This is a genomic window from Cupriavidus sp. WS, from assembly GCF_000395345.1.
Lineage (GTDB): Bacteria > Pseudomonadota > Gammaproteobacteria > Burkholderiales > Burkholderiaceae > Cupriavidus > Cupriavidus basilensis_B.
Window position 1 is genome coordinate 17,657 of sequence record NZ_AQPL01000239.1, and the last position, 25,414, is coordinate 43,070.

The following is a 25,414-nucleotide window of genomic DNA, read 5'->3' on the forward strand; positions in this document are numbered from 1 at the left end:
ACCGGCATGGACCATTGACCTTCCTAAGGCTGCGACAGGCACCACGTACAATCCAGAGATAAAGTTCCTTAAGGGAGGCACTCAATGAAACCCATCGAACACATTGATGAGATCATCAGGGATTCGTTTGGACTGTGGATTACAGGTCTATTTAGTGCGATCGGCGGGTGGAATCCAGCCTTGTCGTTTGAAGAGCGCAAGGAGGCTTTCTTCTGGCTGATCGAACGATTGCTCCGAACAGGAAAGATCAGGTTTGTTGCTCCTGGAGCTGACTGCTATGTGTCACCGGAGAACCCTCACCCGTGGTTCACGATTGACGACCATGACGCACAGTGGCAGGAGGCCCCGGAGAAAATTGTCGTTCAGCTTTGTGCCCAATGGCCTCAGCATGCGCGTGATGAAAGCGACCTGGATCTCGTAACTTACTTCTACAGCATCCCGGCGATCATATGGGTGGCAGACGATGGATCGCTTGTCGCGTCATGAAACCTTGATGTGTTCGGCAACGGTATCCCGAAACGGCGTCCTCGCCGGTGCCGTTGCGGCAGTGATATTCGTCTGCCCGGCGCTACACAGCCTAACTCCGTCTGGAGTTACGACTTCGTCCATGACCAACTGGTACCCGAATGAAAACGCTATTTCCTCTCTGATTTCGACGCTGTGGACTTGCTGCAGGAGCTTGCCTGGTGCTTCTGGCCTGATTCCAAGAGCGGCAGGGTAATTGTCATTGACTATGGCAAGATCAAACAATGAGCGAAATTGAAATGAGAGAATACGAGCAACGTCAGTTGGGGCTGATGCGTGACTTCCTTGTTGATTACACATGTCATGGGATCTCGCTGAAACGTCCGATCGATGTGATGGAGGGGCTATTGTTGTGCGTTCCCGACTTTCCCCTTAACTGACGTACGGAATTCCATGAACATTGGTTCTCGTTGGAACAAGCTCGGGAAATAGTGCTAGATCGGGGCGAAGATGTGTCTGATTTTGCCACAGAAATTGACGCTGCCATTGCTATAAGGAGATTAAGTTATTGGGGGAGTGAAATGAAATGAAGATAAATAATATAAAAGAGATCATTGAATGTTCGTTTGGGCTATGGATTTCAGTATTGTTCAGTGCTATTGGTGGCTGGAATCCAGGGATATCGCTCCAAGAACAAAAGGGCGAATTTTTCTGTTTATTAGAAGAGCTTCTCAAGGAAGGGCGGGTAAAATTCTGTCCTCCAAATGAACTGTGGCGTGATGGTTATGATATTTGGGATGTTGATGTTAAGACCATCCTTCAATATTTGCGGTCGCGCTGGCCGGATGCGGCGAGGTCAGAGAACGATATCGTCCTGGCCGAATATTTTTACGATATGCCGGCCATTCTATGGGTTTCCGAAGATGGAACGCTACACGGGTCATAGTTCTTGCATTTAACGCTGCGACCGCCTGGATGGGTGCGCTGAAGAGCGTTGGTCTCTTGGGGATGATGAGATCTGTGGATGGTGATGCTGCGAGAGTTAATGGCGGGACCTATTTACAGGTTGCTGGCGGCGGAGCGACTTGTTTGGTCGAGAGGCTCGATGCTAAGGCGGGAAAACGTAGGCGCGCATATCATGATGCGCCGAACGCGGCGTATCCGGATGGCACGTTACTGGTCTTTCGTGCAGGATAGATCAAAATGCTGTCCGACGAATGGTTCAGAGCAGATCAGGTGGCAGAGATCTTTGTGGTTTTTTTGAATCAGTTGCCTGAACCTGAATACCTAAGGTAGAGAGATGCGCCAGGGTTCTGATCACCATGACCCATGCGAGAGGAATACGCTCGAGCAACCTCAACAACATTGGAGTATCGCTACCCCAAGGGCTATATAACGGCACCGTTGTCGTGAACGGGAAAACCTTCAACTACAGTGCCTTCAAACTCCCCGACGGGGCAATAAATGTCGGCCGCATTACACCACCGAGGTAACCATGGGTACGCCGCGAAGGTTAAGAGACGACGAACGTGCGTTGTTAGTTGCATTGATAGCTGGCAAACCTGAGGCAAGTCGTCTCCTTAGTTCGCTAGATGAAACGATTGTTGAAGAGATGGACGGCGGCGGGATGGGCAGTTTGCTTTTCCTCCGGTCAGACAACAGACCGCGTCACCTCGGAAAGCAATTGGTAGAAAAAGAGTTTGCTGATATCGATGGCGTACCTGTTATGGTCACAGTTAACTTGGACGAGCGCGGAGAGCTATTCGAGCTTGATATTTGGAAGGTTGATTTCTCCCCGTTGATGCGATTCACTTCTGATATCAAATGATTGCACATACACGCTCGCCCAAATTTTCGTTCGCGCTCGGTCGCCGATTTTGTCGACGGCATGGCTCGTTCTGATGGCGAACGACATTGTTGACGCGCGGGGATGCTGGTGTCAGGGCAGGTCGATGAAGTCGTCCTCCAGACACTGGGGGCAGTCGCAAGTATCCTTCCAAACTACTAGAGGTTTGCGTGTGATCGACCAACTAGCTCCTTGTGGTGCTAATGAAGCAAAGGTCGGTTACACCACTCTCACAAAGGATGTTCAGTTGCAGATATTGAAAGATACTAAATTATTAAAAACTGGTGCTGTAAATGGTGCGGCCTGGAATTTTTATACTAGTCCTGTTACAGGGAGGGCCGGCCCTTCAGGGCCATTGGTATGAGCACTCAATGAGGCTGGTATTAACATTATTGTTAATTAACTATGATCTTTACAATCTGCTATTCGCCTGTTTCGATGGCATTTTCAGAGATGTCAAGAAAAGATCTGGTACGATTTTATGGGTGGTTCATGGGGATTGTGCCTGAATGTATATTGGATTTGGAGGGGGCGGTAAGAGGTACATCTGGTTATGAGGGTTGGTCAGCCAATGGTGAGGTGAATTCTCTGCTCGATCTTGGTATCTGGTTTTCTACGCAAGTTGGGAGAATGAGGCTGGATCAAGATGAGATTTTTATTCTGAAGAATAAAATGCAATTTCCTGTCGAAGTGCAAGACTGGGATCTGGATGAAAAAACGAAATCCATGGCGGTAAGGGTGGGTATGTACTACGGTAGCGTCGCGTTGAAGAATAATCCTGGCCTGAAATGGGAGCAATTGCTAGGGAGCAAACGACTTGCTGACTATGGGCAGCCGGTGCTGGCGGGTCCTGGCTTTGTTTCAATTAACCCCGTGAGAGTTGCACACTCTTTTGCGTGTGGTCTTGTCGATGGGTCACGGCAGGGCGGGCGCTTGCGAGAGGTCTACGAAAACTGGGCCGAACTTAGGATGCCCTCGTAGTTAGGGTGGTAGCGCAGCAAAAATTACGGTTCAAACCATCTCACTATAAAGAATTCATGACTCTTCCCGCAGTGCCTGAATGGTGAGCGCGGCGTCCATGGTTCGCTGCATACCGATCCAGATCGTCTTGGTGTTGGGCTCGCCATCACTCTTACAACCCAGGCGGATGAGACGGCGGGCTCCATCTGAAATGTCAATCCAGGCTTCCCGCAGAGTGGACGCACGCTGAACCGTGTGAACTGTTCTATTGCAACCGATGCCACCCTTGCAGGAAATCCTGCTTCGGCATTGGCTAAGTACAGTCAACTCGCTGGGATGTCTATAAATACGGTCGATGATTTGGCTGCTGCAATTAGGAACGGTCTTGTTCGCCTGAGCCAACTGCCTGTGGACTATGTGGTCGCATCGGATGGAGCACAGCTAATATTGAATACGCGTACCTCTGTGGCCTTGAGTCGCGCGGGGATACCACAGTCGCAATGGTACGGTGTAAATCAAACTGGAGTTCAAGTTCCGGGTATGCCAGGCGGGACTACCTTTAACGATCTGGCGGAGGGACAATTGGTGCGAAACAAGCTACCTCCAACCAGGACGTCTAATTTACCAGCGGGGTCAAAATGATGAAGGCAGGGCGTGGCATCGAAGTTCTCGACCCATACGAGTGGCTTCCAGGGCATGGTGAGAATGCGGTAGAAATTCGTACAGAAGGAACTGATCTGATAGCCACGGTAGTGTATGACTGTGATGCGGGGATACGTGAGCGGGAGTTGAGGTTCACTTCAGTCTGTTCTTTTTGCTCACAGGTATTTCTGGGGCCGTCGATGCTCGAAGTCGAGGGAGGGCAGGTGGCATTGCTTTTGCGGGGTTTACTGGTCGAGTACCCTGATTCAGAAGCTGCGATGGCCTGGAGCAAGCATTTTGGAGAACCTAGGATAGTTCGGCACTACAGTATCGTGTTTTTGGCGGAAAACCTTTTTTTTGGTTGTACTGGCGGGAAACGCCTTGCTTAATGAATCGACTAGCAGATTGTGAGAAGGAATCAGCTGGGACGAGATCGGTGAGCCAAACCTTGTCCTCCGCTAGAAAGAACTTAAAGCCGCACCGGTGCATTTGCAGGGCTTGGACTTCCAAAGCCGCAGCTTTACCGTGGCGTTTCCCGACAGCGATTGCTGTCGGTATGTCGGGTGGCCTAGCTAGGCGGCGCGCTTGAAAAATCACCATACTTACCAGGCACATTTACCGACAAGGTGTTGGAGTCTTTTGCTGGGCCGCATGATTTCCTTGGTAGCCTTACTGCTGACGACAGCCTTGGCAACCTGAAGGAGGGCATGACATCATTCCAGCGCATGATGTTCGAAATCCGGACGGATATTGACATCCCGTTGGCGGCGCCTTTCGCCGCAGTCACATTGCTGAATCAATATGGCATCGATTGGTCGATCTTCCGTAACCAAGCTCAGCAGTCGAAGGATGAAAAATGAATAGAGTTGCATTAATTCCGATGTTACTCGCCCTAGCCTGTGTTGGGTGTCTCCATTCACCTAAAAATTACCCGGGCGGAGGTGGTGACAACATCAATCCTAGCGATTATGCGGCCAAGACCTGTCCGAATCTCAGTGGCAGCTATGAAACCCTTGGGGAGCTATTGGATGGCGATGCTACAGCCCGGAGATTATCCAAGTCGATGCGAATCGAATATGTTTTTCCTTTCTCAAATGAGGAAGATTTGCGCAGAATTCGGGCTGCCGCGCGAACGGAAAATGGACGCATTCAAACTCCCGTTACGGCTCAGGTCGAACTGGTTAGACCGAGAGTTCTCAAGTTAAATTTAATCTATCCAGGTGAGAAAGTTGCGAACAACGAATTCTCGTTTGAGAATGTAAATAGATTTGTCTGTACCGGTGAAAACGGAAAAATCATTTGGGGAGGGGCTAGCGAAGGTGGGCGCTCAGAGTTTGGCCCTAATTCAACGGACTCCGTCGTAATGCTGTATTTGGATGGTCAAGGCAATCTAATCAGTGAGGAATCTACACAGGTCCACATGAGTCTGCGCCTCGGCGCAATTCCCGTGGGGACAGCCAAGTACTTCGCTATCTATCGATTCAAACGGCTACCCGAGAGTATGAAATAAGGATCCACCTGTAATCCGTACATCAAAGTCCAGAAACTGCGGCCAGCCGTGCTAGAGAGCAGACTGGACAATGGAATCAAAGCGTAGGGGCGCGCCCGGCTGCTGACGGTGTGGTGTTCATAGGCAAGAGACGCGGCCTGCGGCCGCGCCTCCTGCATCGAACGCTAGTACATCCCCTGAATCCGACCGACAGCCAGATCCAACTGCGCCTTCTGCGGCAAGAGCAGCGCATGCAGCCCCAGGCCAAACGTCGAGTCTTCACGCTGCTGGTCCAGCATGGCAAGGACCGATTCCAGCGCGGCGCTGACGCGCAACAGCGCATCGCAGCTTTCGAGCGTGGCGTCGCGCACGGTATTGCCGAGCGCGCCGAGTTCGGCGGTGATCTCTGAAAAGACCGGCCCGATGCGCGGCGCGTCGGGGTCGGCCATCAAGATCAGTTCCGCGACGAGATCCCGGTATCGCGAGGCCGCGAGGGCTGGATTTTCGGTGCCGGGTGGCGTGTGCTGCGTCGATGCTGGCGCGGGATTGGCGCCGGTGCCGATGTGGTCAGGAAAAGCAGTGTGGCTTTGCATGAGACCTCCGAGTGTGGGTTGGAGGCGTGCAGTGACAGGCTGTCAAACCTGGCCGCCTTCCGGCGACGAGCCGATTCTTCGCGATCAACGAAGGGCTGTCAATACAACCGCGCAAGCAGAATGTTAACTTGTGCTACCGCACCGCCCCCCTGAACGAAGCCCACACGCCATCCCCGCACGTCACTACATCCCACCCGCCTGCGCCCTCAACAACCCCACAAACGCCTGCGCCTGACGGCTTGGCGTATCGAAGCGCGAGCGCACCAGGCTTAGCGTCAGCGGAATGTGTTCGCGCAGCGGCCGCACCACGGTGCCGGGCCAGCCGGCGCGGCCGACCGAGAATTCGTCGACGATGGCCAGGCCCACGCCGGCGCGGACCAGCGCGCAGGCGATCTCGGCGCGTTCGATGTCGGCGCGCGCGCGCCACTCGACGCCGGCTTGCGCGAACGCCGCCGCCATCAACTGCCCGAACGGGATCTGGCGCGCGTAGAGCACCAGCGGGTGGGCGGCGACCTCGGCCAGCGTCAGCACCGGCGATGCGGCGAGCGCGTGCCCTTCGGGCAGGATGCAGACCATGCGGCCCTGCGCGAACGGTTCCACCACGAGGTTCGGATGTTCGATCGGCAGCACCGACACCGCCAGTTCGGCCTTGCGGCCGAGCAGCTCGAGCGCCATGTCGGCCAGCAGCGTGGTGCGCATGGTGAGCCGGACCTGGGGATGGGCGTCGAGGAAGGCGGCCATGATGGGCGGCAGGAAGTTCAGCGCGAGGCTCGGGCTGGAGCATATCTTGAGCACGCCCTGGGGGTTGGTGGCGAGGTCGCGCGCGAATTCGTCGATGCGCAGCGCTTCTTCGTAGAGCGAGCCGACTTCCTGGAACAGCAGTTGCGCTTCGGCGGTCGGCCGCAGCTTGCCCTTGACGCGCTCGAACAGCCGCAGGCCGAGGCTCTGCTCGGTGTAGGCGATCAGCCGGCTCACGGCGGGCTGGGAAATGCACAGCAGGCTGGCGGCGCCGTTCATGGAGCCGGTCAGCATGACGGCCCGGAAGACCTCCATTTGTCTGAGTTTGAAGCGCATCGATAACAGATGGTTATAACCCACAATCACAAGAGCATACGACAAGTCACGGCAAAACCCATACGATCTGGAGCACGTGCCGGGGTACGGACGGCAAAAAAGACATAGGAAGAGAGGAGACCACATGCGCCGCAAGATCGGCTTTATCGGCCTGGGAATGATGGGCTTGCCGATGCTCGAAAACCTGGCCACGGCCGCGGACCTGGAGATCCGGGCCTTCGACACCGCCGACGCGCCCTTCGCGCGGCTCGCCGGCCATGCCGCCTGGGGCAGCACGCTCGCGCGCGCCACGGCGCTGGAGGCGCTGGCCGGCTGCGAGGTCGTGATCACGATGCTGCCGAACAGCCCGATCACCAACGCGGTCGTCGCCGGCGAGGGCGGCCGCGCGGGACTGGCGGACATTCTTGCCGCGGGCGCCACCGTGGTGGACATGGGTTCGTCCAACCCGGCCGATACGCGCCGCCTTGCCGCCACGCTGGCCGGGCGCGGCATCGCGCTGGTCGACGCGCCGGTCTCGGGCGCGGTGGCCAAGGCGCGCGCCGGCACGCTGGCGATCATGGCCGGCGGCGATCCGGCGCACGTGGAGCGCGTGCGCGCGCTGCTGGAGCACATGGGCGAGACGCTGATCGTGACCGGCGCGGTCGGCTCCGCGCACGCGATGAAGGCGCTCAACAACTACGTCTATGCGGCCGGATTGCTCGCCGCATCCGAGGCACTGCTGATCGCGCAGCGCATGGACCTCGACGCCGGTATTTTCGCGAGCGTGCTCAACGCGTCGAGCGGCCGCAACGTGGCCACGGAAACCAAGCTGGCGCAGTTCATCATCCCGGGCACGTTCAACGCGGGCTTCGCCATGCGGCTGCAGGCCAAGGACCTTGCCACGGCCGCGGGGCTGCAGGCGCTGGCGGGCGTCGAGGCGCCGCAACTGTCGCTGTGCGCGTCGCTGTGGCAGCAGGCCGCCGGGGCGCTCGACCCGCGCGCGGACAACACGGAGATCATCCGCTACCTGGACAAGCAGGCGTAGCACGGGCGGCCTCGCGCCGCCACGACAAGAACACAAGAGCACAAAAGCATAAGAGCACAAGAGGAGACAACAACATGAGCATTTACCGAGGCATTGCCGCCGCGGCAATCGGCCTGGCTTTCAGCATGGGCGCGCTGGCCGGCGGTTATCCCGAGCGGCCGATCCGGATGGTGGTGCCGTTCCCGGCCGGCAGCATCACCGACGTGGTTGCGCGCGCGCTCGCCGAGCCGATGTCGCAGGACCTGGGCCAGCCGTTCGTGATCGACAACAAGCCCGGCGCCAACGGCATCATCGGCACGCAGCAGGCCGCGCAGGCCAAGGCCGACGGCTACACGATCGTGATCGTCGGCGTGACCACCGCGGCCAGCAACGTGAGCCTGTTCAAGAAGCTGCCCTACGATCCGGTCAAGGACCTGCAGCCGCTCGGCGGCGTGGCGGAGACGCCTTACCTGCTGGTCGGCTCGCCGGACGCGCCGGGCAAGCGGGTCGGCGACGTGTTCAGCTACGCGCGCCAGAACCCGGGCAAGCTGACCTATGGCTACGGCTCGGGCAGCGCGCAGGTGTTCGGCGCGAAGCTCGCCCACATGGGCAAGTCGGACATCACGCAGGTGCCGTACAAGGGCGGCCCGCAGGCGCTGACCGACGTGATGGGCGGCATCGTCAAGCTGACCTTCACCGATTTCGCCAACGGGCTGCAGCAGGCGCGCGCCGGCAAGGTCAAGGTCTATGGCGTGAGCACGCGCGAGCGTTTTCCGCTGGCCGCGGACATTCCCACGCTCAACGAAAGCGGCGCGCCGGGCTTCGACCTGACGGTGTGGTTCGGCCTGATGGCGCCGGCCGGGCTGCCGGACGACGTGGCGCGGCGCCTGTCGGCCTCGCTCGACAAGGCGCTGTCCTCTGACGAGCTGGTCCGCCGCTTCGCGGCGCAGGGCCTGACGCCCAAGCGTCAGCCGGCGCCGGACTTCGGCGCCTTCGTCAAGGCCGAGATCGGCAAGTGGGCGGCCATCGTCAAGGAAGCCGGCATCACGCCGGAATAGGCGGTGCTGGCCGTGCTGGCTGCGCTGGCCGTGCGGTCGGCGTTGCCCGCTTTTTTTCTGTGTTTTCTGGAGAGTTTCCCGTGTCCCTGATCGAAATCCGCAAGCGCTGCCTGATCGTCGAAACCACGTATCACGAAGGCGGCCCGCCGCCCGAGAAGCCGCTCAAGCTGGCGGCGTCGTGCGCGGTGATCCGCAATCCCTACGCGGGCCGCTACGAGCCGGACCTGATGCCGTTCATGTCGGAGCTGCGCTCGCTCGGCTCGCTGCTCGCCGGCGAACTGGTCGACACGCTCGGCGGCAAGGACAAGGTGGAGGTCTACAGCAAGGCCGCCATCGTCGGCATCAACGGCGAGATGGAGCATGGCGCGGTGTGGCACGAGGCGGGCGGCTGGGCCATGCGCACCGTGCTCGGCGAGCCCAAGGCGATGGTGCCGGCGGTGAAGGCCGTGGCCTCGGCCGGCTACCGGATGATGGTGCCGGTGCACTACATCCATGCGTCCTACGTGCGCAGCCATTTCAACAGCATCGAGATCGGCATCCAGGACGCGCCGCGCCCCGACGAGATCCTGTTCGCGCTGGTCATGGGCACCGGCGGTCGCGTGCATTCGCGTCTCGGCGGCCTGCTCAAGGAGAATGTCGTCGGGGCTGACGGGCAGCGGTAGCGCTCAGGCATCCACCAGCGCCTGCTCCCGCAGCCAGCCTTCCAGCGCCTGCGCCGACATCGGCCGCGCATAGAGGAAGCCTTGCAGCTCGTCGCAGCCGAGGCTGCGCAGGATGTCGGCCTGGTGCCGGCTTTCCACGCCTTCGGCGACCACGCGCAGGCCGAGGTCGTGGCCGAGCTCGACGATGGCCTTGATGACGGCGAGGTCGGCGGGCGCGTCGAGCATGTCGTGCACGAACGCGCGGTCGATCTTGAGCCGGTCGAGCGGGAAGCGGTTCAGGTAGCTGAGGCTGGAGTAGCCGGTGCCGAAGTCGTCGAGCGACAGCTTGACGCCGAGCGCGCGGATCGCGTTGATCGCGTCGAGATAGTTTTCCGCGCTGTCCATCAGCACGGTCTCGGTGATCTCCAGTTCGAGCCGCTCCGGCGCGACGGCGTGGCGCGCGAGGCTCGCGCGCAGCGTGGCGGCCAGGTCGGCGTCGCGCAGCTGGATCGCCGACAGGTTGATCGACATGCGGATGCCGGGCAGGCCGGCGGTGCTCCACTGCGCGAGCTGGCGGCACGCTTCGTCGATCACCCAGGCGCCGATCGGGATGATCAGGCGCGTGTCTTCCGCGATCGGGATGAACTGGGCCGGCATCACGCTGCCGAGCTGCGGATGGGTCCAGCGCAGCAGCCCTTCCACGCTGATGACGGCGCCGGTGATCGCGTCGAGGCAGGGCTGGAAGGCGAGGCGCAGTTCCTGGCGCTCGACCGCGGTGCGCAGGCAGGCTTCGAGCGTGAGCCGCTGGCGCGCGCGCTCGGCGATGTCGGGCGAGAAGAATTTCACCAGGTTGCGCCCGGCCGCCTTGGCCTGGTACATGGCCGCGTCGGCGTTCTGCATCAGGGTGTCGATGTCGGTGCCGTCGTCCGGGTACATCGCCACGCCCACGCTGCACGAGACCTGCAGCGTGGCGCCGCCGATCGCGTGCGGCTCGCGCACGAGCGGCAGCAGGCGGTCGTCGATGGTGCTGGCGACGTCCGCCGCGCCGCCGATGTCGTTCAGGATGACGGTGAATTCGTCGCCGCCCAGCCGGCTCACGGTGTCGCCGCTGCGCACGGCCTGCAGCAGGCGCCGCGACACCGAACGCAGCAGCGCGTCGCCGATGTGGTGGCCGAGCGAATCGTTGATGTCCTTGAAACGGTCGAGGTCGATGAACAGCACGGCCACGCGCGCCGGCGAGTTTCTCGCGCGCTCGAGCGCGATGCCCAGGCGCTTGGTGAACAGCGCGCGGTTCGGCAGCTCGGTGAGCACGTCGTGCTCGGCCAGGAACTGGATGCGCGCCTCGCTCTTCTTGCGGTCGGTGATGTCGATCAGCGTGCAGATGTAGTGCGAGACGTTGCCGCGCTTGTCGCGCACCGCGCTGATCATCAGCCAGGCCGGGTAGTCGCCGCCGTAGCGCCGCCGGATCTGCGCCTCGCCGTTCCACACGCTCGACAGGTCGACCAGCGTCGCCAGCCCCTCGATCAGCGGCGTGCCGCCCGCGGCCGCGACGACGAACTCGGGCAGCTTGCCGGTGACGTCTTCCGCGCGATAGCCGGTGGCGCGGTAGAACGACGCATTGGCCGTCAGCAGGCGCCGCTCCTGGTCGAGGATCAGGATCGCTTCCGAGGATGCCTCGAACACCTTGCCCCACAGCTCGAGCCGCTGCTCCATCAGCTTGATCTGGTTGATCGGCGTGAAGGCGGTCAGCACCGCGTCGCGCCCCTGGAACTTGAGCCGCCGCGCGGACAGCATGGCCCAGGTCGGCTCGGCGCTGGCCTTCCAGCGCACCTCGAATTCCTCCACCGCGTCGCGGTCGGACAACTGCTGGAAGAAGCGCGCCCGCACGGGCGAATCGAGCGCGAAGGCCCACGGGTCGGCCGTGCAGCCGTTGAGCCAGTAGAGCGCGGGCTGGTTGGCGTGCAGCACTTCGTGGCCGGGGACCGCAGTCACCATCATCGGCACCGGCGTGGCTTCCACCAGCGCGTGCTGCGCGGCGGAGGCGCGCGCCGTGGCGGCGAGCTCCTTCTGCACGTCGCGCTCGCGGTCGAGCTGCTCCAGCATCTCGTTGAAGCCGCGCACCAGTTGGCCGATCTCGTCCTGGCTGTGCCAGCTCGCGCGCAGCGTGTGGTCGCCGGTGCGGCGCACGGTGTCCATCACGCGCGCCAGTTGCCGCAGCGGCCGCGAGATCTGCTGCGCGACGAAGTACACCATGCCGAGGATGCCGCACAGCAGGAACAGCGCGGTGCCCAGATGCAGCCACATGCGCGAGAACAGCCCGCGCACCCGCGCGTGGAGCAGCGTGTCGAGCTGCTCGCTGGTGTCGCGCCAGGTGTCGCGCACGCTCAGCACCAGCGCCTGCTGCGCGGTGTCGAGGTTGGCGAGCAGGGCGGGATCGGTCTTGTCGCTGCCGTTCACCACGATGCGCGCGGCGTGCCGGTACGCTTCCACCGCGGCCCGCATGCGCGCCACGGAAGGCGCCAGCGCGGTGCCGAGCGCGCGGTCGGCGGCGCCGGCCTCGGCGAGGTCGGAGCGCAGGCCTTCCAGCACCGCGTCGAGCTGGCCTTCGAGCACGAGGTAGCGCGTGCGCAGGGCCTCGCGGGATTCCTGCCCGTGCATGCCGTCGTGCAGGCGCCGGCCGATACCGTGCACCGCGTCGACCAGCGCCGGATAGCGCAGGATCGACAGCGACATGGCGTAGTAGCTGTCGAGGTCGGGGTCGAGGATCAGGTTGGACTGGTTGCCGATGCGCGTGACGAGCTCGCGGCAGGCCTCCAGGGCCTCGCCCACGGTGGCGGGCGTGGGCTGCGGCTCGCGCGCGATGGCGGCGAGTGCCGCGCGCACGCGCCGGCTCAGCTCGGCGCTCTGCATGTGCGTGCCGTACTGCTGCTCGGCGTGGGCCAGCTCGGCCCCGATCTGCTCGAAGCGCGCGGCGGGCGGCCGCGCCCCGGCCTCGGTCAGCGCGACGTCGGCCAGCGCGTCGCGCACCGTGTGCAGGTAGATGTTGCCGCCGATCTCCTTGTTGGAGAAATCGATGGCGATGTATTTCTCGTGGATCAGTATCCCGCTGATGTAGACCACCGCGCTCAGATCCAGCAGATAGATCAGCAGCAGCTTGCGGCCCACGCGCAGGCGCCCGAGAAACCGGAAGAAGGGATTGTCTTTCATCGTGCGCGCACCGTCGCGCATTATTTAGGGTGACTCATGGCGCACTCCAACGGGCTGGCGGGAAAGAGGCAAGAAAGATGCCGGGCCTGGCTGGAGGGTTGGCTGGCATTCCCATATCGACGCCCGCGCGCCGCAGCTTTAGCGTTTGGCGGATATTCCCCGTGACGGTGCGTGCGTGCCGCAGGAGTGTGCGGGAAGCTGGCGGCCGGCACCATTGCGGCCCCTCCGCGTCACTGTTCGGGGTCATTGTTCCGGCCCCGCGGAGGCCACTCTTTGGTGGGGGGCATTTTTGGCGATACGTGCCGTTATTTGTCATTAACGACAATGTTGATCAACGATGACTGCTGCCATTGCGATCTGCGCGGCAGTCGACGCGGCATGCAGCAATGACGCGGGCAACGCGCGGCCGCTTGCCGGCAAATATCAAGCAGACAGGAGAATTCATGGGGCGTATCCGTCTTGCCGGCGCATGGCTGGCGTTGAGCCTGTTTCTCGGCGCATGCGCGCCTTCGGTACCGATTTCGCAATCGAAGGTCGAGATATCCGGCCGGGAGGCGGCAGCACGGCGAATCCGGCTGCTGGAGCCGGCCGCCATCAAGCTCGATACGGGATATTCGCGCACGCTTGCCCAGGACTCGGTCTGGCAGTCCTTCGGGCGTCTTCCGCAGGGCCAGGTTTTCAGTCCGGTCGGCACGATTTTCACGATTGAAGGCCGCCAGGTGTATGAGGCGTACCTGGTGATCGAAGAACAAAAACTGGTGGGATTCTATTTGCCCGGGGAAGAAAACTATTCCCCGCTTTCAACCGCGGTACCCCTTAAATTCGGAGATATCAAGTGATTCGTGCTGTACGGACTGTAGTGATGGGCCTGGCCCTGGCTGGTCTTGTGGCGGGCTGCGCTTCCGGCGTGAAGCATTCGGAAATGGCCGCATCCATACCTACCATCAAGCAAGGCGAGGGCCGTATCTACTTCCTGCGCTCGGCATCCATGCTCGGCGCGGCGCTCCAGCCGGATATCCGCCTCAACGACCAGGTGGTGGGCGAGTCCAAGCCGGGCGGCTTCTTCTTCGTCGATCGTCCGGCAGGCAAGTATGTCGCCGCCACCGCGACGGAGACCGAGAAGACGCTCAGCTTCGGTCTCGATGCGGGGGAAACGAAATACGTGCGCAGCTCGCCTTCGTTTGGCCTGGTGGTCGGCCGGATCGTGCTTGAGCTGGAAACGCCGGAAAAGGCCAAGGAAGACCTGCCGTCGCTGAGCTACACCGGCAATGCGCTGACGCCGCAAGCGAAATAAGGCTGCCGGAGGCGGTCTCGCGCGGCGCCCCGGCCCAGGCCGGCGGCATGCGCGCTCCCATATGCGAAAACCGCCTTTCCATAGCCGAAAAGTTGTCTATACAAGTAGCGGGCGGCCCGATAACATCGGTCTGATCTACAAGCGCGCGCGGTCCCGGCGCGCTTGTTGTCTTTCCATGTTTCCGGAGTCAGAAGTGAACCGTCTTGTCCGCCTGTTGGCCGATTCCCTTGTCATCCGCATTGCCGGCGCCGCCTTGCTGGCCTGCGCGAGCCTGCCGGCGCCGGCCGCGGGGCCGGCCGGGGCGGAAGGCTATCCGGCGCGCCCGGTCCGGGTGATCGTGCCGTTCGCGGCGGGTGGCGTGGCGGACGCGCTGCCGCGCCTGGTCGGGCAGAAGCTGGCGGAGCAGTGGGGCCGCCCGGTGGTGATCGACAACAAGCCGGGCGCGGCCGGCAATATCGGCATGGAAGCGGCGGCGCGCGCGCCGGCCGATGGCTACACGCTGGCGCTGGCGCCGGCGGGCAACCTGACGGTGAACCCGATTCTATTTCCGAAGCTCGGCTTCGAGGTGAAGGACCTCGTGCCGGTCACGCTGCTGGCGACCTCGCCGAACGTGCTGGTGGTGAATCCGGGCCTGCCGGCGCACACGCTCAAGGCGCTGGTCGAATACGCGCGCGCCCATCCGGGCGAGCTGAACTTCGCTTCGCCGGGCAACGGCAGCGGCGCGCACCTCGCGGGCGAGCTGCTGAACCTGGAGGCGGGCATCAAGACCGTGCACGTTCCCTACAACGGCATCGCGACGGCGCTCAACGACGTGCTGGGCGGGCAGGTGCAGATGGTGTTCGCGGGCGTGTCGAGCGTGCTCCAGCACATCCGCTCGGGCAAGCTGGTGGCGGTCGCGGTGGCCGGGCCGCACCGGCTGGCGCAGTTGCCGGGCGTGCCGACGGTGGCGGAGTCGTATCCGGGCTTCGACGTGACCTCGTGGTACGGACTGGTGGCGCCCAAGGGCACGCCGGACGCGGTGGTGCGCAAGTGGCAGGCCGACGCGGCCGCCGTGCTGCGCCAGCCGGAGGTGCGCGAGAAGCTGCTGGGTCTCGGCCTGGAGCCGGTGGGCAGCACGCCGGAAGCGTTCGCCAGGACTATCTCCAGCGAAACCCTGAAATGGCGCGCGATCGTGCATCGCGCGAAAATCCAGCCGCTGCAGTCGTAGGCCGGAATCGGGCACCGGCACCGGCACCAGTACCGGCAACCGTCCGCGCTCTCCGCGCGCCGGCTCGCGCGAGCCGGCGCCGTCTTTCCTCCCTCCCGCCTTCCCGCCTTCCCGCGTTTCCCCAGCCCCCGGCAGCCTCGCCCTAGGGTAATCCCCAATATGCCGTATCATCTCGCCCGGTGCATTGGCCGCCAGGGCAGGCCGCGTCGCGGGCGCGGCACATTTCTGCCTTTGCGCTGTCCAACGTGCCGGATTTCATAGTGAAACAGGTAGCGGATTCGCCATATGGCGGGTCCGGGGTGGCGGGGCGCCTTGTCGGGACGCCCGCCGCCTGTGATGCAGGAGAGGCTTTTGGCGACAAACGAAACCCAGCGCAGAACTGAGGTCGACCTGATCCGCGGCGTGGCGCTGATCTTCATCGTGGTGGATCACGTCAACGGCAGCGTGCTGGCTGACTACACCATCCGCAATTTCGCGTTCTTCGACGCGGCGGAGATCTTCGTCTTCCTGGCCGGCTATTCGGCCAGCTCCGCCTTCCTGGCGATGGAGGCGCGGCACGGCGCGGCCGCCGCGCAGAGCCGCCTGGTGCGGCGCAGTTGGGAGATCTACAAGGCCTTCGTGCTGACCGGGCTGCTGATGCTGGTGTTCGGCCTGCTGCTGGCGCTCGCGCGCGTGCCGGCGCCGGCGGTGGTGTCCACCGAGGCGCCGATCTTCATGGCGCATCCGTTCAGCACGCTGATCGAGGTGTTCAGCGTGGCGCGCCAGCCCTTCGTCTCGGACGTGCTGCCGATGTACGCGGTCTTCATCCTGTGCGCGCCGCTGTCGATCCGCATGGCGCGCGCGCGGCCGCTGACCTTCGTCGGCGCCAGCGCGCTGCTGTGGCTGATGGCGCCGATGCTCACGCCGCTGCTGCCGAGCAGCGACGGCAACGGCTGGAGCTTCAATCCGTTCGCGTGGCAACTGATGTTCGGCCTGGGGCTGATGTCGCGCCTGCGGCCGGACGTGATCCTGCCGCGCCAGCCGCTGGTGCGCTGGGTGGTGACGGTGCTGGCGGTGGCGATGACGCTGGCCGGCGTGCTGCTGGCCTACCTGTGGATGCGCCCGCACGTGTACGAGCCGTGGCTGCCGGCATGGCTGCCGACGATGGTGTTCCCGCTGCCCAAGAAGAGCCTGGCGGCGCTGCGCGTGGCGAGCTTCCTCGGGCTGGCGTGGCTGGCCTACCTGGCGGTGCGCGCGGGCTGGGTGGCGCGGCTGGCCTCGGTGATGGGGCCGGTGGTGCAGATCGGTCGCCACAGCCTGTTCTGCTTCGTGTTCGGCGCGGTGGTGTCGGTGGTGATCGAGGGCTTTACCTACGGCATCGCCGGCGGGCGGCCTTCGCGGCCCATCGCGCTGGGCGGCGACATCGTGGCGGTGGCGCTGCTGCTGGTGATCGGCGGCTGGTGGGGGCGGCGCAAGGAGGGGCGCAAGGCGGCGGTGGCCGCCCGGCAGTTGCGCGCGGTGCCCTGCGCGAACGGCCGCGGCCTATGAGCGGGCCGCGGCGCGCTGCCGCGTCCGCGGCTTCGGCGCGGCCGATGCGGCCGATGCCGCCTTCTCCCTGCCGGCGGCCAGCAGGCCGGTCAGCACGAACTGCTGCACGCCTTGCCGCCATTGCGCCAGCGCCACCTTCGGGCGCGTGGTGGGCCCGGTCGGCTTGGCGCTGAAGAACATGCTGACGCCGTGCATGGCGGACCAGGCGCAGCGCACCATCATGTCGTCGAACTGCGCGTCCAGCCCGTTCTCGCTGAAATAGTCCTGCACCGCGCCGTAGAGCAACTGGTAGGAAGCCGCGCCCGCCTCCAGCAGCTCGGGGTAATTCTCCTTGCCGACGATCTGCGGGCCGAACATCAGGTAGAACAGGGCGGGGTGCCTGACGGCGAATTCGATGTAGCCGTCCATCACCGTGAGCAGCCGTCCCTCGGCCGTCATGTCGGGCGACATGCGGGCGCGCCGTATCGCCACCAGCTCGCGGAAGCCGTCGGCGGCGATGGCGGCGAGCAGTCCTTCCTTGTCGGCGAACTGGTTGCGCGGCGCCCCGTGCGAGACCCCCGCGAGCCGCGCCGCCGAGCGCAGCGTCAGGCCGTGGACGCCTTCGGTTGCGAGGATCTCCCTGCCGCAGCGGATCATTTCCTCGCGCAGGTTGCCGTGGTGGTAGCTCTGGCGGGGCGGCGGGGTGGTGGCGTTGGTCATGGTGTTGCCGTGGGCGGTGTCGTCAGGCCTCCATGTTAGCGCCAACGGCAGCGCGCCCGCCCCGCATCCGCGCGCGCGGCGATGGTGATTGTTATTGCAGCGTGATGTGCTTTTCGGCGACCACCCTGGCCCAGCGCTCCGCGTCCTTGCGGATCTGCGCGTCGAACGCGGCCGGCGTGGTGCCGCTCGGCTCGGTGCCCAGCTCCTGCAGCCGGGCCTTGACCTCGGGCACCGCCACCGCCTTCGCGACCTCCGCGCTGAGACGGTTGACGATCGCGTCCGGCGTGCCGGCCGGCGCGAACAGGCCGAACCAGCCGACGTCGGCGAACTGCGGATAGCCCTGCTCGGCGAAGGTGGGCACGCTCTCCAGGCCTTTCCAGCGGCGCGGCCCGGTCACGCCGAGCGCGCGCACGGTGCCGGCCTGGATGTGCGGCTTGATCGCCAGCGGATCGACGAACAGGCCGTTGATCTGACCGCCGATCAGGTCCTGGATCGCCGGCGCGGAGCCCTTGTACGGCACGTGCATCATGTCGATGCCGCTGACCGAGGCCAGCATCTCTCCCCACAGGTGGGAGCCGGTGCCGGCGCCGAAGGAGCCGAAGTTGAGCCGCTCGGGCGACGCCTTGCCATAGGCCAGGTAGCTCTTGAGGTCCGTCACCGGCAGCTTGCGGTCCACCACGAACACCACGGGCGCTGCCGCGATCCCGGCCACGCCGCGGAAGCTCTTGATGGCGTCGTAGGGCAGGTCCTTGAACAGCGCCGGCTGGATGCTGTGCGCGGAGTTGTTGAGCAGCAGGGTGTAGCCGTCCGGCGCCGCCTTCGAGGCGATCGAGTACGCCACCACCGTCTGCCCGCCGGGCCGGTTGTCCACCACGACCGGCTGCCCCATCTGCCGCGACAGGGCCGCGCCCACGGTGCGGGCGATGATGTCGGTGCCGCCGCCGGCGGCGTAGGGCACGATGATCCGGATCGGATGGGCGGGGTAATCCGCCGGCTTTTCGGCATGCGCGGGGTGGGGCGCCAGCAGCAGCAAGCCGGCCACCCCGGCCGCGAGGCGCGCGGCCGTGTTGGACGTGGTCATGGTTGTCTCCTGTCTTGATCTGTTTTCGATCTGATTTCGATCTGTTCTCGGTTCCGCATTTCGGCTGGCTTTCGCCAGCCTTTCCGCGCTACTCGTACACCACCGAGTAGCGCGTGGTCAGCGTGGCGAAGGCGGTCTCGATGGTGGCCATCGCCGCGGCGCGCTCGGCTTCGCTCATGGCGGCGGGCAGCACCAGCGTGGAGGCCAGCCCGAGGTCGCCGCGGTCTTCCACGCGGATGTCGCGCACGGGGAGCGGCGCCCCGGCGGCGGCATCGGCCAGCATCTGCTGCTGGGCGCGCCGGATGGCGTCGCCGCGCAGCACGTTCTTCTGGATCTTGCCGACCGCGGTCTTGGGAATGGCGTCGACCAGATAGAACTGCTTGGGCACCGCCGCGCGCTCGGGAATCGCCTCGTAGGCGTAGTGCCTGAGGCGGCCGAGCGGATAGTCGCTGCCCGGCTTGAGCGCGATGTAGGCTACCGGCAGCTCGCCCGCGTGCGCGTCCGGGATGCCGACCGCCGCGGCGTCGAACACGGCCGGATGGCGGTACAGCGCTTCCTCGATCATGCGCGGGTCGATGTTGTTGCCGCCGCGGATGATGAGGTCCTTGGCGCGGCCGGTCAGCCAGAAGTAGCCTTGCGCGTCCATGTAGCCGAGATCGCCGGTGTTGAACCAGCCGCCGTCGAACCAGATGTCCCGGTTGTGCGCCGGGTCGAGGTAGCCGGCGAAGACGTTGGGCCCGCGCACCACCACCACGCCCGGCTCGCCGGGCTCGCAGTCGCGCACGATGCGCCGGCCGGCCACCTTGACCGCCTTCATCTGCTGGTAGGCCATGCGGAACCCGATCGAGCCCGTGCGCGCTTCGCCGTGGCGCGGGTTGCAGGCGCTCAGCGCGGTGCCTTCGGTGAGGCCGTAGCCTTCCAGGATGACCGAGCCGGTCTTCCTGCCGAAGGCCTCGGCGATGGCCGTCGACAGCGGCGCGGTGCCGCAGGTGGCGGCCTGCAGCGAGCCGATGTCGGCATCCTCGAGGGGGATGTTGAGCAGCATGTTGACCACGGCCGGCACCATGCTGAGCGTGGTGACGCGGAAGCGCTCGATGATGCGCCAGATGTTGCGGATCACGGAGGGATCGCGCCAGCCGCCCGAGGTCAGCATGACCACCGAGGCGCCGCGCGCGAGCGGCATCAGGCAGTTGGTCAGCACGCCGGTGACGTGGAACATCGGCACGCCGCACACGCGCACGTCCGCGGGCTGCACGTCGTACTGCATGCCGCTGGCCCAGGCCATGAAGACCTCGTTGCCGTGGGTGTGCAGGGCGAGCTTGGGCGTGCCGGTGGTGCCGCCGGTGTGGAACATCGAGGCGGTGTCCCCGGGGGCGATGCGCCGGCCGCTGTCGAGCGTCTCGGCGCCGAAGCGCGGCAGCTCGGCCAGCAGGTCGACCACGCCATCCTCGCTCGCGGGGCCGCCGCCGGCCTTGATCCAGTGGCGCACGCCGGGCAGCTCCCGGCGGATCAGCATGGCCTTGTTCCAGGCCTCGATGTCCGGGTCGGGGCCGTAGACGATCACCGCCTTCGCGCCGGCGTTGGCGAGCAGGGTGCGGATGATCTCCGGCTCCAGCATCCAGTTGACGGGGCAGGCGATGCCGGCCGCCTCGCTGCCCCAGAGCGCGTATTGCGACTCCGGCGCGACCGGCATGAGGATGCCGATCACGTCGGCCGGCCCCAGGCCTAGCGCATGCAGCAGGTTGGCGGTCTGGGTGATGCGGCCGAACAACTGGCCGTGGCTCACGGTGGTGGCGCGCTCCAGCTCGTCGCCGGAGGCGAAGTGGTGCAGCGCGGGCGCGTCGGGCGCGCGGTCGCGCGCCAGGCGCAGCAGGTCGTAGGTGCTGGCCGGCAGGTCGCGCGCCGGCAGCGGGGTCTGCTCGAAGCGCTCGATGTCGCCGAGCGTGGCCACGCGCAGCCCGGGCTGGTAGAGGTCCCGCCGCGCGCGGGCGGCGGCTTCGATGGCGGCTTGCGTCATGGTCAGGATCCCCGGTAGGCCGGACGGCGCTTGTTCAGGAAGGCATCGCCGCCTTCGTGCATGTCGTCGGTGCTGAACAGCGTGGCGAAGGCAAGCTGCTCCATCATCAGCGCCGTATCCAGGTTGGTGTCCTGCCCGTTGTTGATCATCAGCTTGGCCAGGGCGATCGAGTGCGGCGATTTCTCCGCGATGCGGTGCACGTAGGCCTTGGCCTCGTCGAGCAGCTGCGCGGCGGGCACCACCTTGTTGACCAGGCCGATGCGGTAGGCCTCGTCCGGCTTGATGATCTCGCCGGTGAAGATCATTTCCTTGGCGCGCGTCGCGCCCACCAGCCGCACCAGGCGCTGGGTGCCCCCGCGCCCCGGGATCAGGCCGACGTTGGTCTCGGTCTGTCCCATCAGCGCGTTGTCGGCGGCCACGCGCAGGTCGCAGGCCATCGCCAGCTCCAGGCCGCCGCCGAAGCACGGCCCGGCGATGGCCGCCACCACCGGCACGGTGCTGTGATGGATCAGCGCCCACAGGTCGGACGCGCCGCTGGTGGGGCCGAACGCATCGAGCGGGCGGCGCTTGAGCATCTCGACCAGGTCGCCGCCCGAGACGAAGGCCTTGGTGCCGCCCCACAGCACGATGCCGCGGATGGTCTTGTCGGCCATCAGCGCCGACATCGCCGCGTGGATGTCGTTGCGCAGCGCGGCGTTGAGCGCGTTGTACTTCTCGAGCCGGTTCATCGTGACGATGCCGCAGCCGCCGTCGCGGTCGACGAACACGGTGTCGTATTCGGTGATGGGGGTGGTCGGGTTGGTTGTCATTGGCTTGTCTCCTGTCGGTGTGCGCCGTCTTGTTTGTTGGCTTTCCGGTCGTTCAGTGGATGAACTCGAACAGGCCGGCCGCGCCCATGCCGCCGGCCGCGCACATGGTCACGACGCCGTACCTGGCCTTGCGGCGCCGGCCTTCGAGCAGCAGGTGGCCGACCTGGCGCGCACCGGTCATGCCGTAGGGGTGGCCGATGGCGATGGCGCCGCCGTTGACGTTGACGCGCTCCTCCGGCAGCCCGAGCTGGTCGATGCAGTACAGCGCCTGGCAGCCGAAGGCCTCGTTGAGCTCCCACAGGTCGATGTCGTCGACGGCGAGCGCGTTGCGCTCGAGCAGGCGCGGTACCGCGCGCACGGGGCCGACGCCCATCTCGTCCGGCTCCACGCCGGCCGTCGCCAGCCCGATGAAATAGCCCAGCGGCGCCAGCCCGCGCCGCTGCGCTTCCCGCTCGGACATCACCACCAGCGCGGCGGCGCCGTCCGACAACTGGCTGGCGTTGCCGGCCGTCACCTGGTAGCCCTCGCCCTTGACCGGGGGCAGGGCGCCGAGCTTTTCCAGCGTGGTGTCCGGGCGGTTGCCTTCGTCGGCTTCGAGCAGGCAGGCCTCGGTGGTGGTCTGGCCGGTCGCCTTGTCGGTCACGCCCTTGCGCGTGGCCAGCGGCACGATCTCGTCGCGGAACAGGCCGGCCTGCTGGGCGCGGTCGGTGCGCTGCTGGCTGCGCAGCGAGAAGGCGTCGGCGCGCTCGCGCGACACGCCGTAGCGCCGGGCCAGGATCTCGGCGGTGTCGATCATGTGCAGGTACACGTCGGGCCGGTGCTCGGCGAGCCACGCTTCCTGCTGGGCCACCTTGAGCGTGACCGGCTGCGACAGGCTGATCGACTCGACCCCGCCGGCCACCATGACCGGCACCTTGTCGACCAGCACGCGCTGCGCGGCAAAGGCGACCGCCTGCAGGCCGGAAGCGCAGAAGCGCGTGAGCGTGGTGCCGCTCACCGAGACCGGCAGGCCGGCGCGGATGGCGCCGGCGCGGGCCACGTTGCCGCCGGTGGCGGCGACCGGCTGGCCGCAGCCGAAGATGACGTCTTCCACCTCGCCGCCTTCGAGGCGGGCACGCCGCACGGCATGCTCGATGACGTGGCCCGCCATCGTGGCGCCGTGCGTCTGGTTGAAGGCGCCCCGCCCGGCCTTGCCGATGGGGGTGCGGGCGTAGGAAACGATCACTGCGCGAGACATGGGTTCTCCTTTGGTATGGGTATCCGCACGGGGACTTCCGGTCCTGGTGCGTGGCAGATATAGACAGTGGATAGATTTGGACGGAGCGATCCGGCTGGTTGCCAGGATGCCGCCGGTTAGCCGGATGTTCAGCCACCTGCGCCAGGTGGCCGTCTTGGTGTATCCACTGTCTACATGCTAGTTAGCGGATTTCGGCAGGTCAAGCGCGCGGCGGGCTGGCGAGGGTTTACCTCGATGAAGCGGGAAGAGGAGGGAGAGAGGAAAAAAGGAGGGCCGGCGGCAGCCACATCACCGCGCGGAAATAATGGTTCGTATGCGAAGCGATGGCGATGCGCGGTGGCGTAACGCGCCGCCGCGCGCCGCTAGTGTCCTGTCCCGTTAATTCATAGGCACGGGAATTGCGTGAGAATAGGCATCCTTGGAGAGGCTTCATGCCCAACGCATACACCCGCACGACCATCAGCCTTACAGAAAGCGAGCGAGCAGAGCTGGCCTCGATGGCGAGGTCGCGATCGCTGCCAGCCGCATTGGCTTTGCGTGCGCGAATCGTGCTGGCCTGTGAGGGCGAGGACAAGGCCAGCACCGACGTTGCGCAGGCGTTGGGGATCCATCGAGCGACGGTGACCAAGTGGCGTGGCCGCTATGCACGAGATCGACTGCTGGGGCTTTATGACGAATTGCGCCCTGGTCGGCCGCGCACGGTGGGCGACGAGCAGGTTGCCGAGTTGATCAACAAGACTTTGCACACCAAGCCAGCCGATGGCTCGACGCACTGGAGCACGCGCACGCTGGCAGGCGAAACAGGTATCAGCAAGAGCACTGTCGCGCGCTACCTCCAAGCCTTCCAGCTCAAGCCTCATCGAGTGGAGAGCTTCAAACTATCCACGGATCCGTTGTTCATCGAGAAGCTGCGCGACGTGGTGGGGCTGTACCTCAATCCACCCGAGAACGCTCTGGTGCTGTGCGTGGACGAGAAGAGCCAGTGCCAAGCGCTGGAGCGCACACAACCGATGCTGCCGATGGGACTGGGCTACGTGGAAGGCGTGACTCATGACTACGTCCGTCATGGGACGACCACGCTTTTTGCGGCGCTGAACGTGCTAAATGGGGCGGTACTGGCCAGCTGCAAGCCTCGCCACCGCCATCAAGAGTTTCTGTCTTTCCTGCGCGAAATCGATAAGGCCGTGCCACAAGATCTCGACGTGCATTGCGTGGTGGACAACTACGCGAGCCACAAGCATCCGAAGGTGCGTGCATGGCTGGCGCAGCGCCCACGCTGGCACATGCACTTTGTCCCGACCTATTCCAGTTGGCTCAATCAGGTCGAGCGCTTCTTCGGGATCATCACCGACAAGGCGATCCGGCGCGGCTCGTTCAAGAGCGTCAAGGAACTGACCAAGAAGATCGACAGCTTCGTCAGCCAGTACAACGAGCACGGCAAGCCGTTCGCCTGGACTGCCACCGCCGATTCAATCCTTGAGAAACTCGCCCGGCTCTGCGGGCGAATTACTGGGACAGGACACTAGCGGGACGCCTGCACGGTATCCAGGATTTCGGTGGACAGCGCCTCCGAGCGCACCGCGCGCGCGAGCACGAGGCCGCCGACCATCGTGGCGAGCATCAGGATCGCGTCCTTGCGCGACGACGCGCTGTCGTTGCCCGCGATCAGTTCGATCAGCGCCGCCACGCCGGCCTCGAAGCGCTTGCGGGTCCTGGCGTCGAGCCGTGACACGTCGGCGCCGAGCGCGGCGATGGCGCAGCCGCTGGCGGGCTTGTCGCGGTGCTTCCGGTTCATGTAGGCGTGCAGGATCGCGCGCTTGCGCTGCCGCGCGGGCGCCGCCGCGGCGGCCGCTTCGAGGAAGGCCGTGGTCTGGCCGAAGGCGGCGTCGACCGCGTCGGCGACCAGGGCATCGCGGGAATCGAAGTGCGCGTAGAAGCCGCCGTGGGTCAGCCCGGCGCTTTTCATCAGCTGCGCCAGGCCGACGCCGTCGATGCCGTGCTCGCGGAATTCGGCCGCGGCGGCCTCGACGATCTGCTTGCGGGTTTCGGCCTTGTGTTCCGGCGAGTAACGCACGATTGGACTCCGTAGGTTGAAGGGCGGCGCTGATTGGATGGCGATCATCATATCCGGATGATGAAGCGACCGGCAGCCGATGCCACATCATGCCATGACGATGGCATGACGGTCATCATTCAATGACCGATCCACGGTGGTAGAAGTGGCGGATACGCCGGCATCCGGCGCTTCATCTTCTTTCCGGTTCTTTAGTATGATGATCGTCATTCAATAGAATGACGCAAGGGCGGAACGTTCGTCCCAACCAGGAGCGATGTGATGAAAGCGAGAGACGTGGTGCTGTGCCATCCGGTGCGAACGGCAATCGGAGCCTATAACGGCGCACTGAAATCGACGCCGGCGACCGAGCTCGGCGCGGCGGTGATCGCCGAGACGTTCCGCCGCTCCGGGCTCGACCCGGAGCTGGTCGGCAGCGTGGTGTTCGGCAACGTGATCCAGGCCGGCAACAAGATGAACCCGGCGCGGCAGGCCGCGCGCGGCGCCGGCCT

25 protein-coding genes and 2 pseudogenes are annotated in these 25,414 nt (G+C 64.5%); 18 read left to right on the forward strand and 9 right to left on the reverse strand.

The annotated features are described in order from the left end of the window. Nucleotides 1-84 precede the first annotated feature (84 nt). The 9 genes and pseudogenes from K206_RS41155 to K206_RS41720 all read left to right on the forward strand — a co-directional run bounded on the left by K206_RS41155 (nt 85) and on the right by K206_RS41720 (nt 5,423). On the forward strand, nt 85-486 hold the full coding sequence (locus tag K206_RS41155) for a hypothetical protein (protein ID WP_063826864.1): 402 nt from the start codon (nt 85-87) through the stop codon (nt 484-486). A 24-nt stretch (nt 487-510) separates the two neighbouring features. Continuing rightward, nucleotides 511-621 (forward strand): annotated as a pseudogene (locus tag K206_RS42975) (IS3 family transposase); the annotation flags it as partial. Between the two features lie 128 nt (nt 622-749). Next, nucleotides 750-905 carry a hypothetical protein gene (locus K206_RS42980; protein ID WP_155888143.1) on the forward strand — a complete coding sequence of 52 codons (156 nt, stop codon included), beginning with the start codon at nt 750-752 and terminating at the stop codon, nt 903-905. A 146-nt stretch (nt 906-1,051) separates the two neighbouring features. Beyond that, the gene (locus tag K206_RS40950) at nt 1,052-1,411 is read left to right on the forward strand and encodes a hypothetical protein (RefSeq protein WP_052165928.1); all 360 of its coding nucleotides are present in this window, start codon (nt 1,052-1,054) and stop codon (nt 1,409-1,411) included. A 549-nt stretch (nt 1,412-1,960) separates the two neighbouring features. Then, nucleotides 1,961-2,293, forward strand: coding sequence for a hypothetical protein (locus K206_RS41160; RefSeq protein ID WP_063826866.1), 333 nt, complete (start codon nt 1,961-1,963; stop codon nt 2,291-2,293). A gap of 190 nt (nt 2,294-2,483) precedes the next feature. Continuing rightward, entirely contained in the window at nt 2,484-2,675 is a 192-nt protein-coding gene (locus K206_RS42985) for a hypothetical protein (protein WP_155888144.1), read from the forward strand. A gap of 41 nt (nt 2,676-2,716) precedes the next feature. Further along, nucleotides 2,717-3,292, forward strand: a complete 576-nt coding sequence (locus K206_RS42990; protein WP_155888145.1) for a hypothetical protein — start codon at nt 2,717-2,719, stop codon at nt 3,290-3,292. Nucleotides 3,293-4,542: 1,250 nt separating this feature from the next. Next, nucleotides 4,543-4,773: a hypothetical protein gene (locus K206_RS38765; RefSeq protein ID WP_020423844.1), complete on the forward strand. Its 231-nt coding sequence runs from the start codon at nt 4,543-4,545 to the stop codon at nt 4,771-4,773. Then, entirely contained in the window at nt 4,770-5,423 is a 654-nt protein-coding gene (locus tag K206_RS41720) for a hypothetical protein (RefSeq protein ID WP_081651455.1), read from the forward strand. The genes K206_RS38765 and K206_RS41720 overlap by 4 nt, the downstream gene beginning before the upstream one ends. A 164-nt stretch (nt 5,424-5,587) precedes the next feature. On the opposite strand, the gene K206_RS41725 is transcribed toward K206_RS41720, so the two are convergent. Further along, nucleotides 5,588-5,995, reverse strand: a complete 408-nt coding sequence (locus K206_RS41725; protein WP_081651456.1) for a DUF1484 family protein — start codon at nt 5,993-5,995, stop codon at nt 5,588-5,590. Nucleotides 5,996-6,178: 183 nt separating this feature from the next. Further along, the gene (locus tag K206_RS0119655; protein WP_029043836.1) at nt 6,179-7,069 is read right to left on the reverse strand and encodes a LysR substrate-binding domain-containing protein; all 891 of its coding nucleotides are present in this window, start codon (nt 7,067-7,069) and stop codon (nt 6,179-6,181) included. A gap of 124 nt (nt 7,070-7,193) precedes the next feature. On the opposite strand from K206_RS0119655, the gene K206_RS0119660 reads away from it, so the two are divergent. The 3 genes from K206_RS0119660 (at nt 7,194) to K206_RS0119670 (ending at nt 9,792) form a co-directional block, all read left to right on the forward strand. Beyond that, nucleotides 7,194-8,093: an NAD(P)-dependent oxidoreductase gene (locus K206_RS0119660; RefSeq protein ID WP_020204104.1), complete on the forward strand. Its 900-nt coding sequence runs from the start codon at nt 7,194-7,196 to the stop codon at nt 8,091-8,093. 80 nt (nt 8,094-8,173) lie between these two features. Next, a complete protein-coding gene (locus K206_RS0119665) occupies nt 8,174-9,130 on the forward strand; it encodes a tripartite tricarboxylate transporter substrate binding protein (protein WP_029043837.1) in 957 nt (318 codons plus the stop codon). 80 nt (nt 9,131-9,210) lie between these two features. Next, complete coding sequence (locus K206_RS0119670; protein ID WP_020204106.1) at nt 9,211-9,792, forward strand: amino acid synthesis family protein; 582 nt, start codon at nt 9,211-9,213, stop codon at nt 9,790-9,792. A 3-nt stretch (nt 9,793-9,795) separates the two neighbouring features. Here the strand turns inward: K206_RS0119670 and K206_RS0119675 are convergent, their stop codons facing one another. After that, nucleotides 9,796-12,978 carry an EAL domain-containing protein gene (locus K206_RS0119675; RefSeq protein ID WP_029043838.1) on the reverse strand — a complete coding sequence of 1,061 codons (3,183 nt, stop codon included), beginning with the start codon at nt 12,976-12,978 and terminating at the stop codon, nt 9,796-9,798. 443 nt (nt 12,979-13,421) lie between these two features. On the opposite strand from K206_RS0119675, the gene K206_RS0119680 reads away from it, so the two are divergent. The 4 genes from K206_RS0119680 to K206_RS38775 all read left to right on the forward strand — a co-directional run bounded on the left by K206_RS0119680 (nt 13,422) and on the right by K206_RS38775 (nt 17,006). Continuing rightward, nucleotides 13,422-13,817 carry a hypothetical protein gene (locus K206_RS0119680; RefSeq protein WP_020204108.1) on the forward strand — a complete coding sequence of 132 codons (396 nt, stop codon included), beginning with the start codon at nt 13,422-13,424 and terminating at the stop codon, nt 13,815-13,817. A 23-nt stretch (nt 13,818-13,840) separates the two neighbouring features. Further along, entirely contained in the window at nt 13,841-14,272 is a 432-nt protein-coding gene (locus tag K206_RS0119685) for a DUF2846 domain-containing protein (protein WP_020423845.1), read from the forward strand. Between the two features lie 193 nt (nt 14,273-14,465). Next, nucleotides 14,466-15,479, forward strand: a complete 1,014-nt coding sequence (locus K206_RS0119690) for a tripartite tricarboxylate transporter substrate binding protein (protein ID WP_231401636.1) — start codon at nt 14,466-14,468, stop codon at nt 15,477-15,479. Nucleotides 15,480-15,830: 351 nt separating this feature from the next. Beyond that, a complete protein-coding gene (locus K206_RS38775; RefSeq protein WP_020204111.1) occupies nt 15,831-17,006 on the forward strand; it encodes an OpgC domain-containing protein in 1,176 nt (391 codons plus the stop codon). Here K206_RS38775 and K206_RS0119700 read toward each other — a convergent pair. From K206_RS0119700 to K206_RS0119720, 5 genes are all read right to left on the reverse strand, one after another. Next, the gene (locus tag K206_RS0119700) at nt 17,001-17,705 is read right to left on the reverse strand and encodes a TetR/AcrR family transcriptional regulator (protein WP_020204112.1); all 705 of its coding nucleotides are present in this window, start codon (nt 17,703-17,705) and stop codon (nt 17,001-17,003) included. The genes K206_RS38775 and K206_RS0119700 overlap by 6 nt on opposite strands. A gap of 91 nt (nt 17,706-17,796) precedes the next feature. Continuing rightward, entirely contained in the window at nt 17,797-18,786 is a 990-nt protein-coding gene (locus tag K206_RS0119705) for a tripartite tricarboxylate transporter substrate binding protein (RefSeq protein WP_020204113.1), read from the reverse strand. An 88-nt stretch (nt 18,787-18,874) separates the two neighbouring features. Next, nucleotides 18,875-20,803, reverse strand: a complete 1,929-nt coding sequence (locus K206_RS38780) for an acyl-CoA synthetase (protein ID WP_020204114.1) — start codon at nt 20,801-20,803, stop codon at nt 18,875-18,877. A 2-nt stretch (nt 20,804-20,805) separates the two neighbouring features. Further along, nucleotides 20,806-21,612: an enoyl-CoA hydratase/isomerase family protein gene (locus K206_RS0119715; RefSeq protein ID WP_020204115.1), complete on the reverse strand. Its 807-nt coding sequence runs from the start codon at nt 21,610-21,612 to the stop codon at nt 20,806-20,808. 52 nt (nt 21,613-21,664) lie between these two features. Further along, on the reverse strand, nt 21,665-22,849 hold the full coding sequence (locus K206_RS0119720; protein ID WP_029043840.1) for an acetyl-CoA C-acyltransferase: 1,185 nt from the start codon (nt 22,847-22,849) through the stop codon (nt 21,665-21,667). Nucleotides 22,850-23,280: 431 nt separating this feature from the next. On the opposite strand from K206_RS0119720, the gene K206_RS0119725 reads away from it, so the two are divergent. Continuing rightward, the gene (locus tag K206_RS0119725) at nt 23,281-24,375 is read left to right on the forward strand and encodes an IS630 family transposase (protein ID WP_020204117.1); all 1,095 of its coding nucleotides are present in this window, start codon (nt 23,281-23,283) and stop codon (nt 24,373-24,375) included. Here the strand turns inward: K206_RS0119725 and K206_RS0119730 are convergent. Continuing rightward, nucleotides 24,372-24,923, reverse strand: coding sequence for a TetR/AcrR family transcriptional regulator (locus K206_RS0119730; RefSeq protein ID WP_020204118.1), 552 nt, complete (start codon nt 24,921-24,923; stop codon nt 24,372-24,374). The two genes, K206_RS0119725 and K206_RS0119730, sit on opposite strands and share 4 nt — an antisense overlap. A 261-nt stretch (nt 24,924-25,184) precedes the next feature. Between K206_RS0119730 and K206_RS0119735 the strand changes: the two are divergent. After that, nucleotides 25,185-25,414 (forward strand): annotated as a pseudogene (locus tag K206_RS0119735) (acetyl-CoA C-acyltransferase); the annotation flags it as partial.

Coding starts and splice junctions, on each gene's coding strand:
- K206_RS41155 (WP_063826864.1), top strand. CDS start 85: ATGAAACCCATCGAACACATTGATGAGATCATCAGGGATTCGTTTGGA.
- K206_RS42980 (WP_155888143.1), top strand. CDS start 750: ATGAGCGAAATTGAAATGAGAGAATACGAGCAACGTCAGTTGGGGCTG.
- K206_RS40950 (WP_052165928.1), top strand. CDS start 1,052: ATGAAGATAAATAATATAAAAGAGATCATTGAATGTTCGTTTGGGCTA.
- K206_RS41160 (WP_063826866.1), top strand. CDS start 1,961: ATGGGTACGCCGCGAAGGTTAAGAGACGACGAACGTGCGTTGTTAGTT.
- K206_RS42990 (WP_155888145.1), top strand. CDS start 2,717: ATGATCTTTACAATCTGCTATTCGCCTGTTTCGATGGCATTTTCAGAG.
- K206_RS41720 (WP_081651455.1), top strand. CDS start 4,770: ATGAATAGAGTTGCATTAATTCCGATGTTACTCGCCCTAGCCTGTGTT.
- K206_RS41725 (WP_081651456.1), bottom strand. CDS start 5,995: ATGCAAAGCCACACTGCTTTTCCTGACCACATCGGCACCGGCGCCAAT.
- K206_RS0119655 (WP_029043836.1), bottom strand. CDS start 7,069: ATGCGCTTCAAACTCAGACAAATGGAGGTCTTCCGGGCCGTCATGCTG.
- K206_RS0119660 (WP_020204104.1), top strand. CDS start 7,194: ATGCGCCGCAAGATCGGCTTTATCGGCCTGGGAATGATGGGCTTGCCG.
- K206_RS0119675 (WP_029043838.1), bottom strand. CDS start 12,978: ATGAAAGACAATCCCTTCTTCCGGTTTCTCGGGCGCCTGCGCGTGGGC.
- K206_RS0119680 (WP_020204108.1), top strand. CDS start 13,422: ATGGGGCGTATCCGTCTTGCCGGCGCATGGCTGGCGTTGAGCCTGTTT.
- K206_RS0119685 (WP_020423845.1), top strand. CDS start 13,841: ATGGGCCTGGCCCTGGCTGGTCTTGTGGCGGGCTGCGCTTCCGGCGTG.
- K206_RS0119700 (WP_020204112.1), bottom strand. CDS start 17,705: ATGACCAACGCCACCACCCCGCCGCCCCGCCAGAGCTACCACCACGGC.
- K206_RS0119705 (WP_020204113.1), bottom strand. CDS start 18,786: ATGACCACGTCCAACACGGCCGCGCGCCTCGCGGCCGGGGTGGCCGGC.
- K206_RS38780 (WP_020204114.1), bottom strand. CDS start 20,803: ATGACGCAAGCCGCCATCGAAGCCGCCGCCCGCGCGCGGCGGGACCTC.
- K206_RS0119715 (WP_020204115.1), bottom strand. CDS start 21,612: ATGACAACCAACCCGACCACCCCCATCACCGAATACGACACCGTGTTC.
- K206_RS0119720 (WP_029043840.1), bottom strand. CDS start 22,849: ATGTCTCGCGCAGTGATCGTTTCCTACGCCCGCACCCCCATCGGCAAG.
- K206_RS0119725 (WP_020204117.1), top strand. CDS start 23,281: ATGCCCAACGCATACACCCGCACGACCATCAGCCTTACAGAAAGCGAG.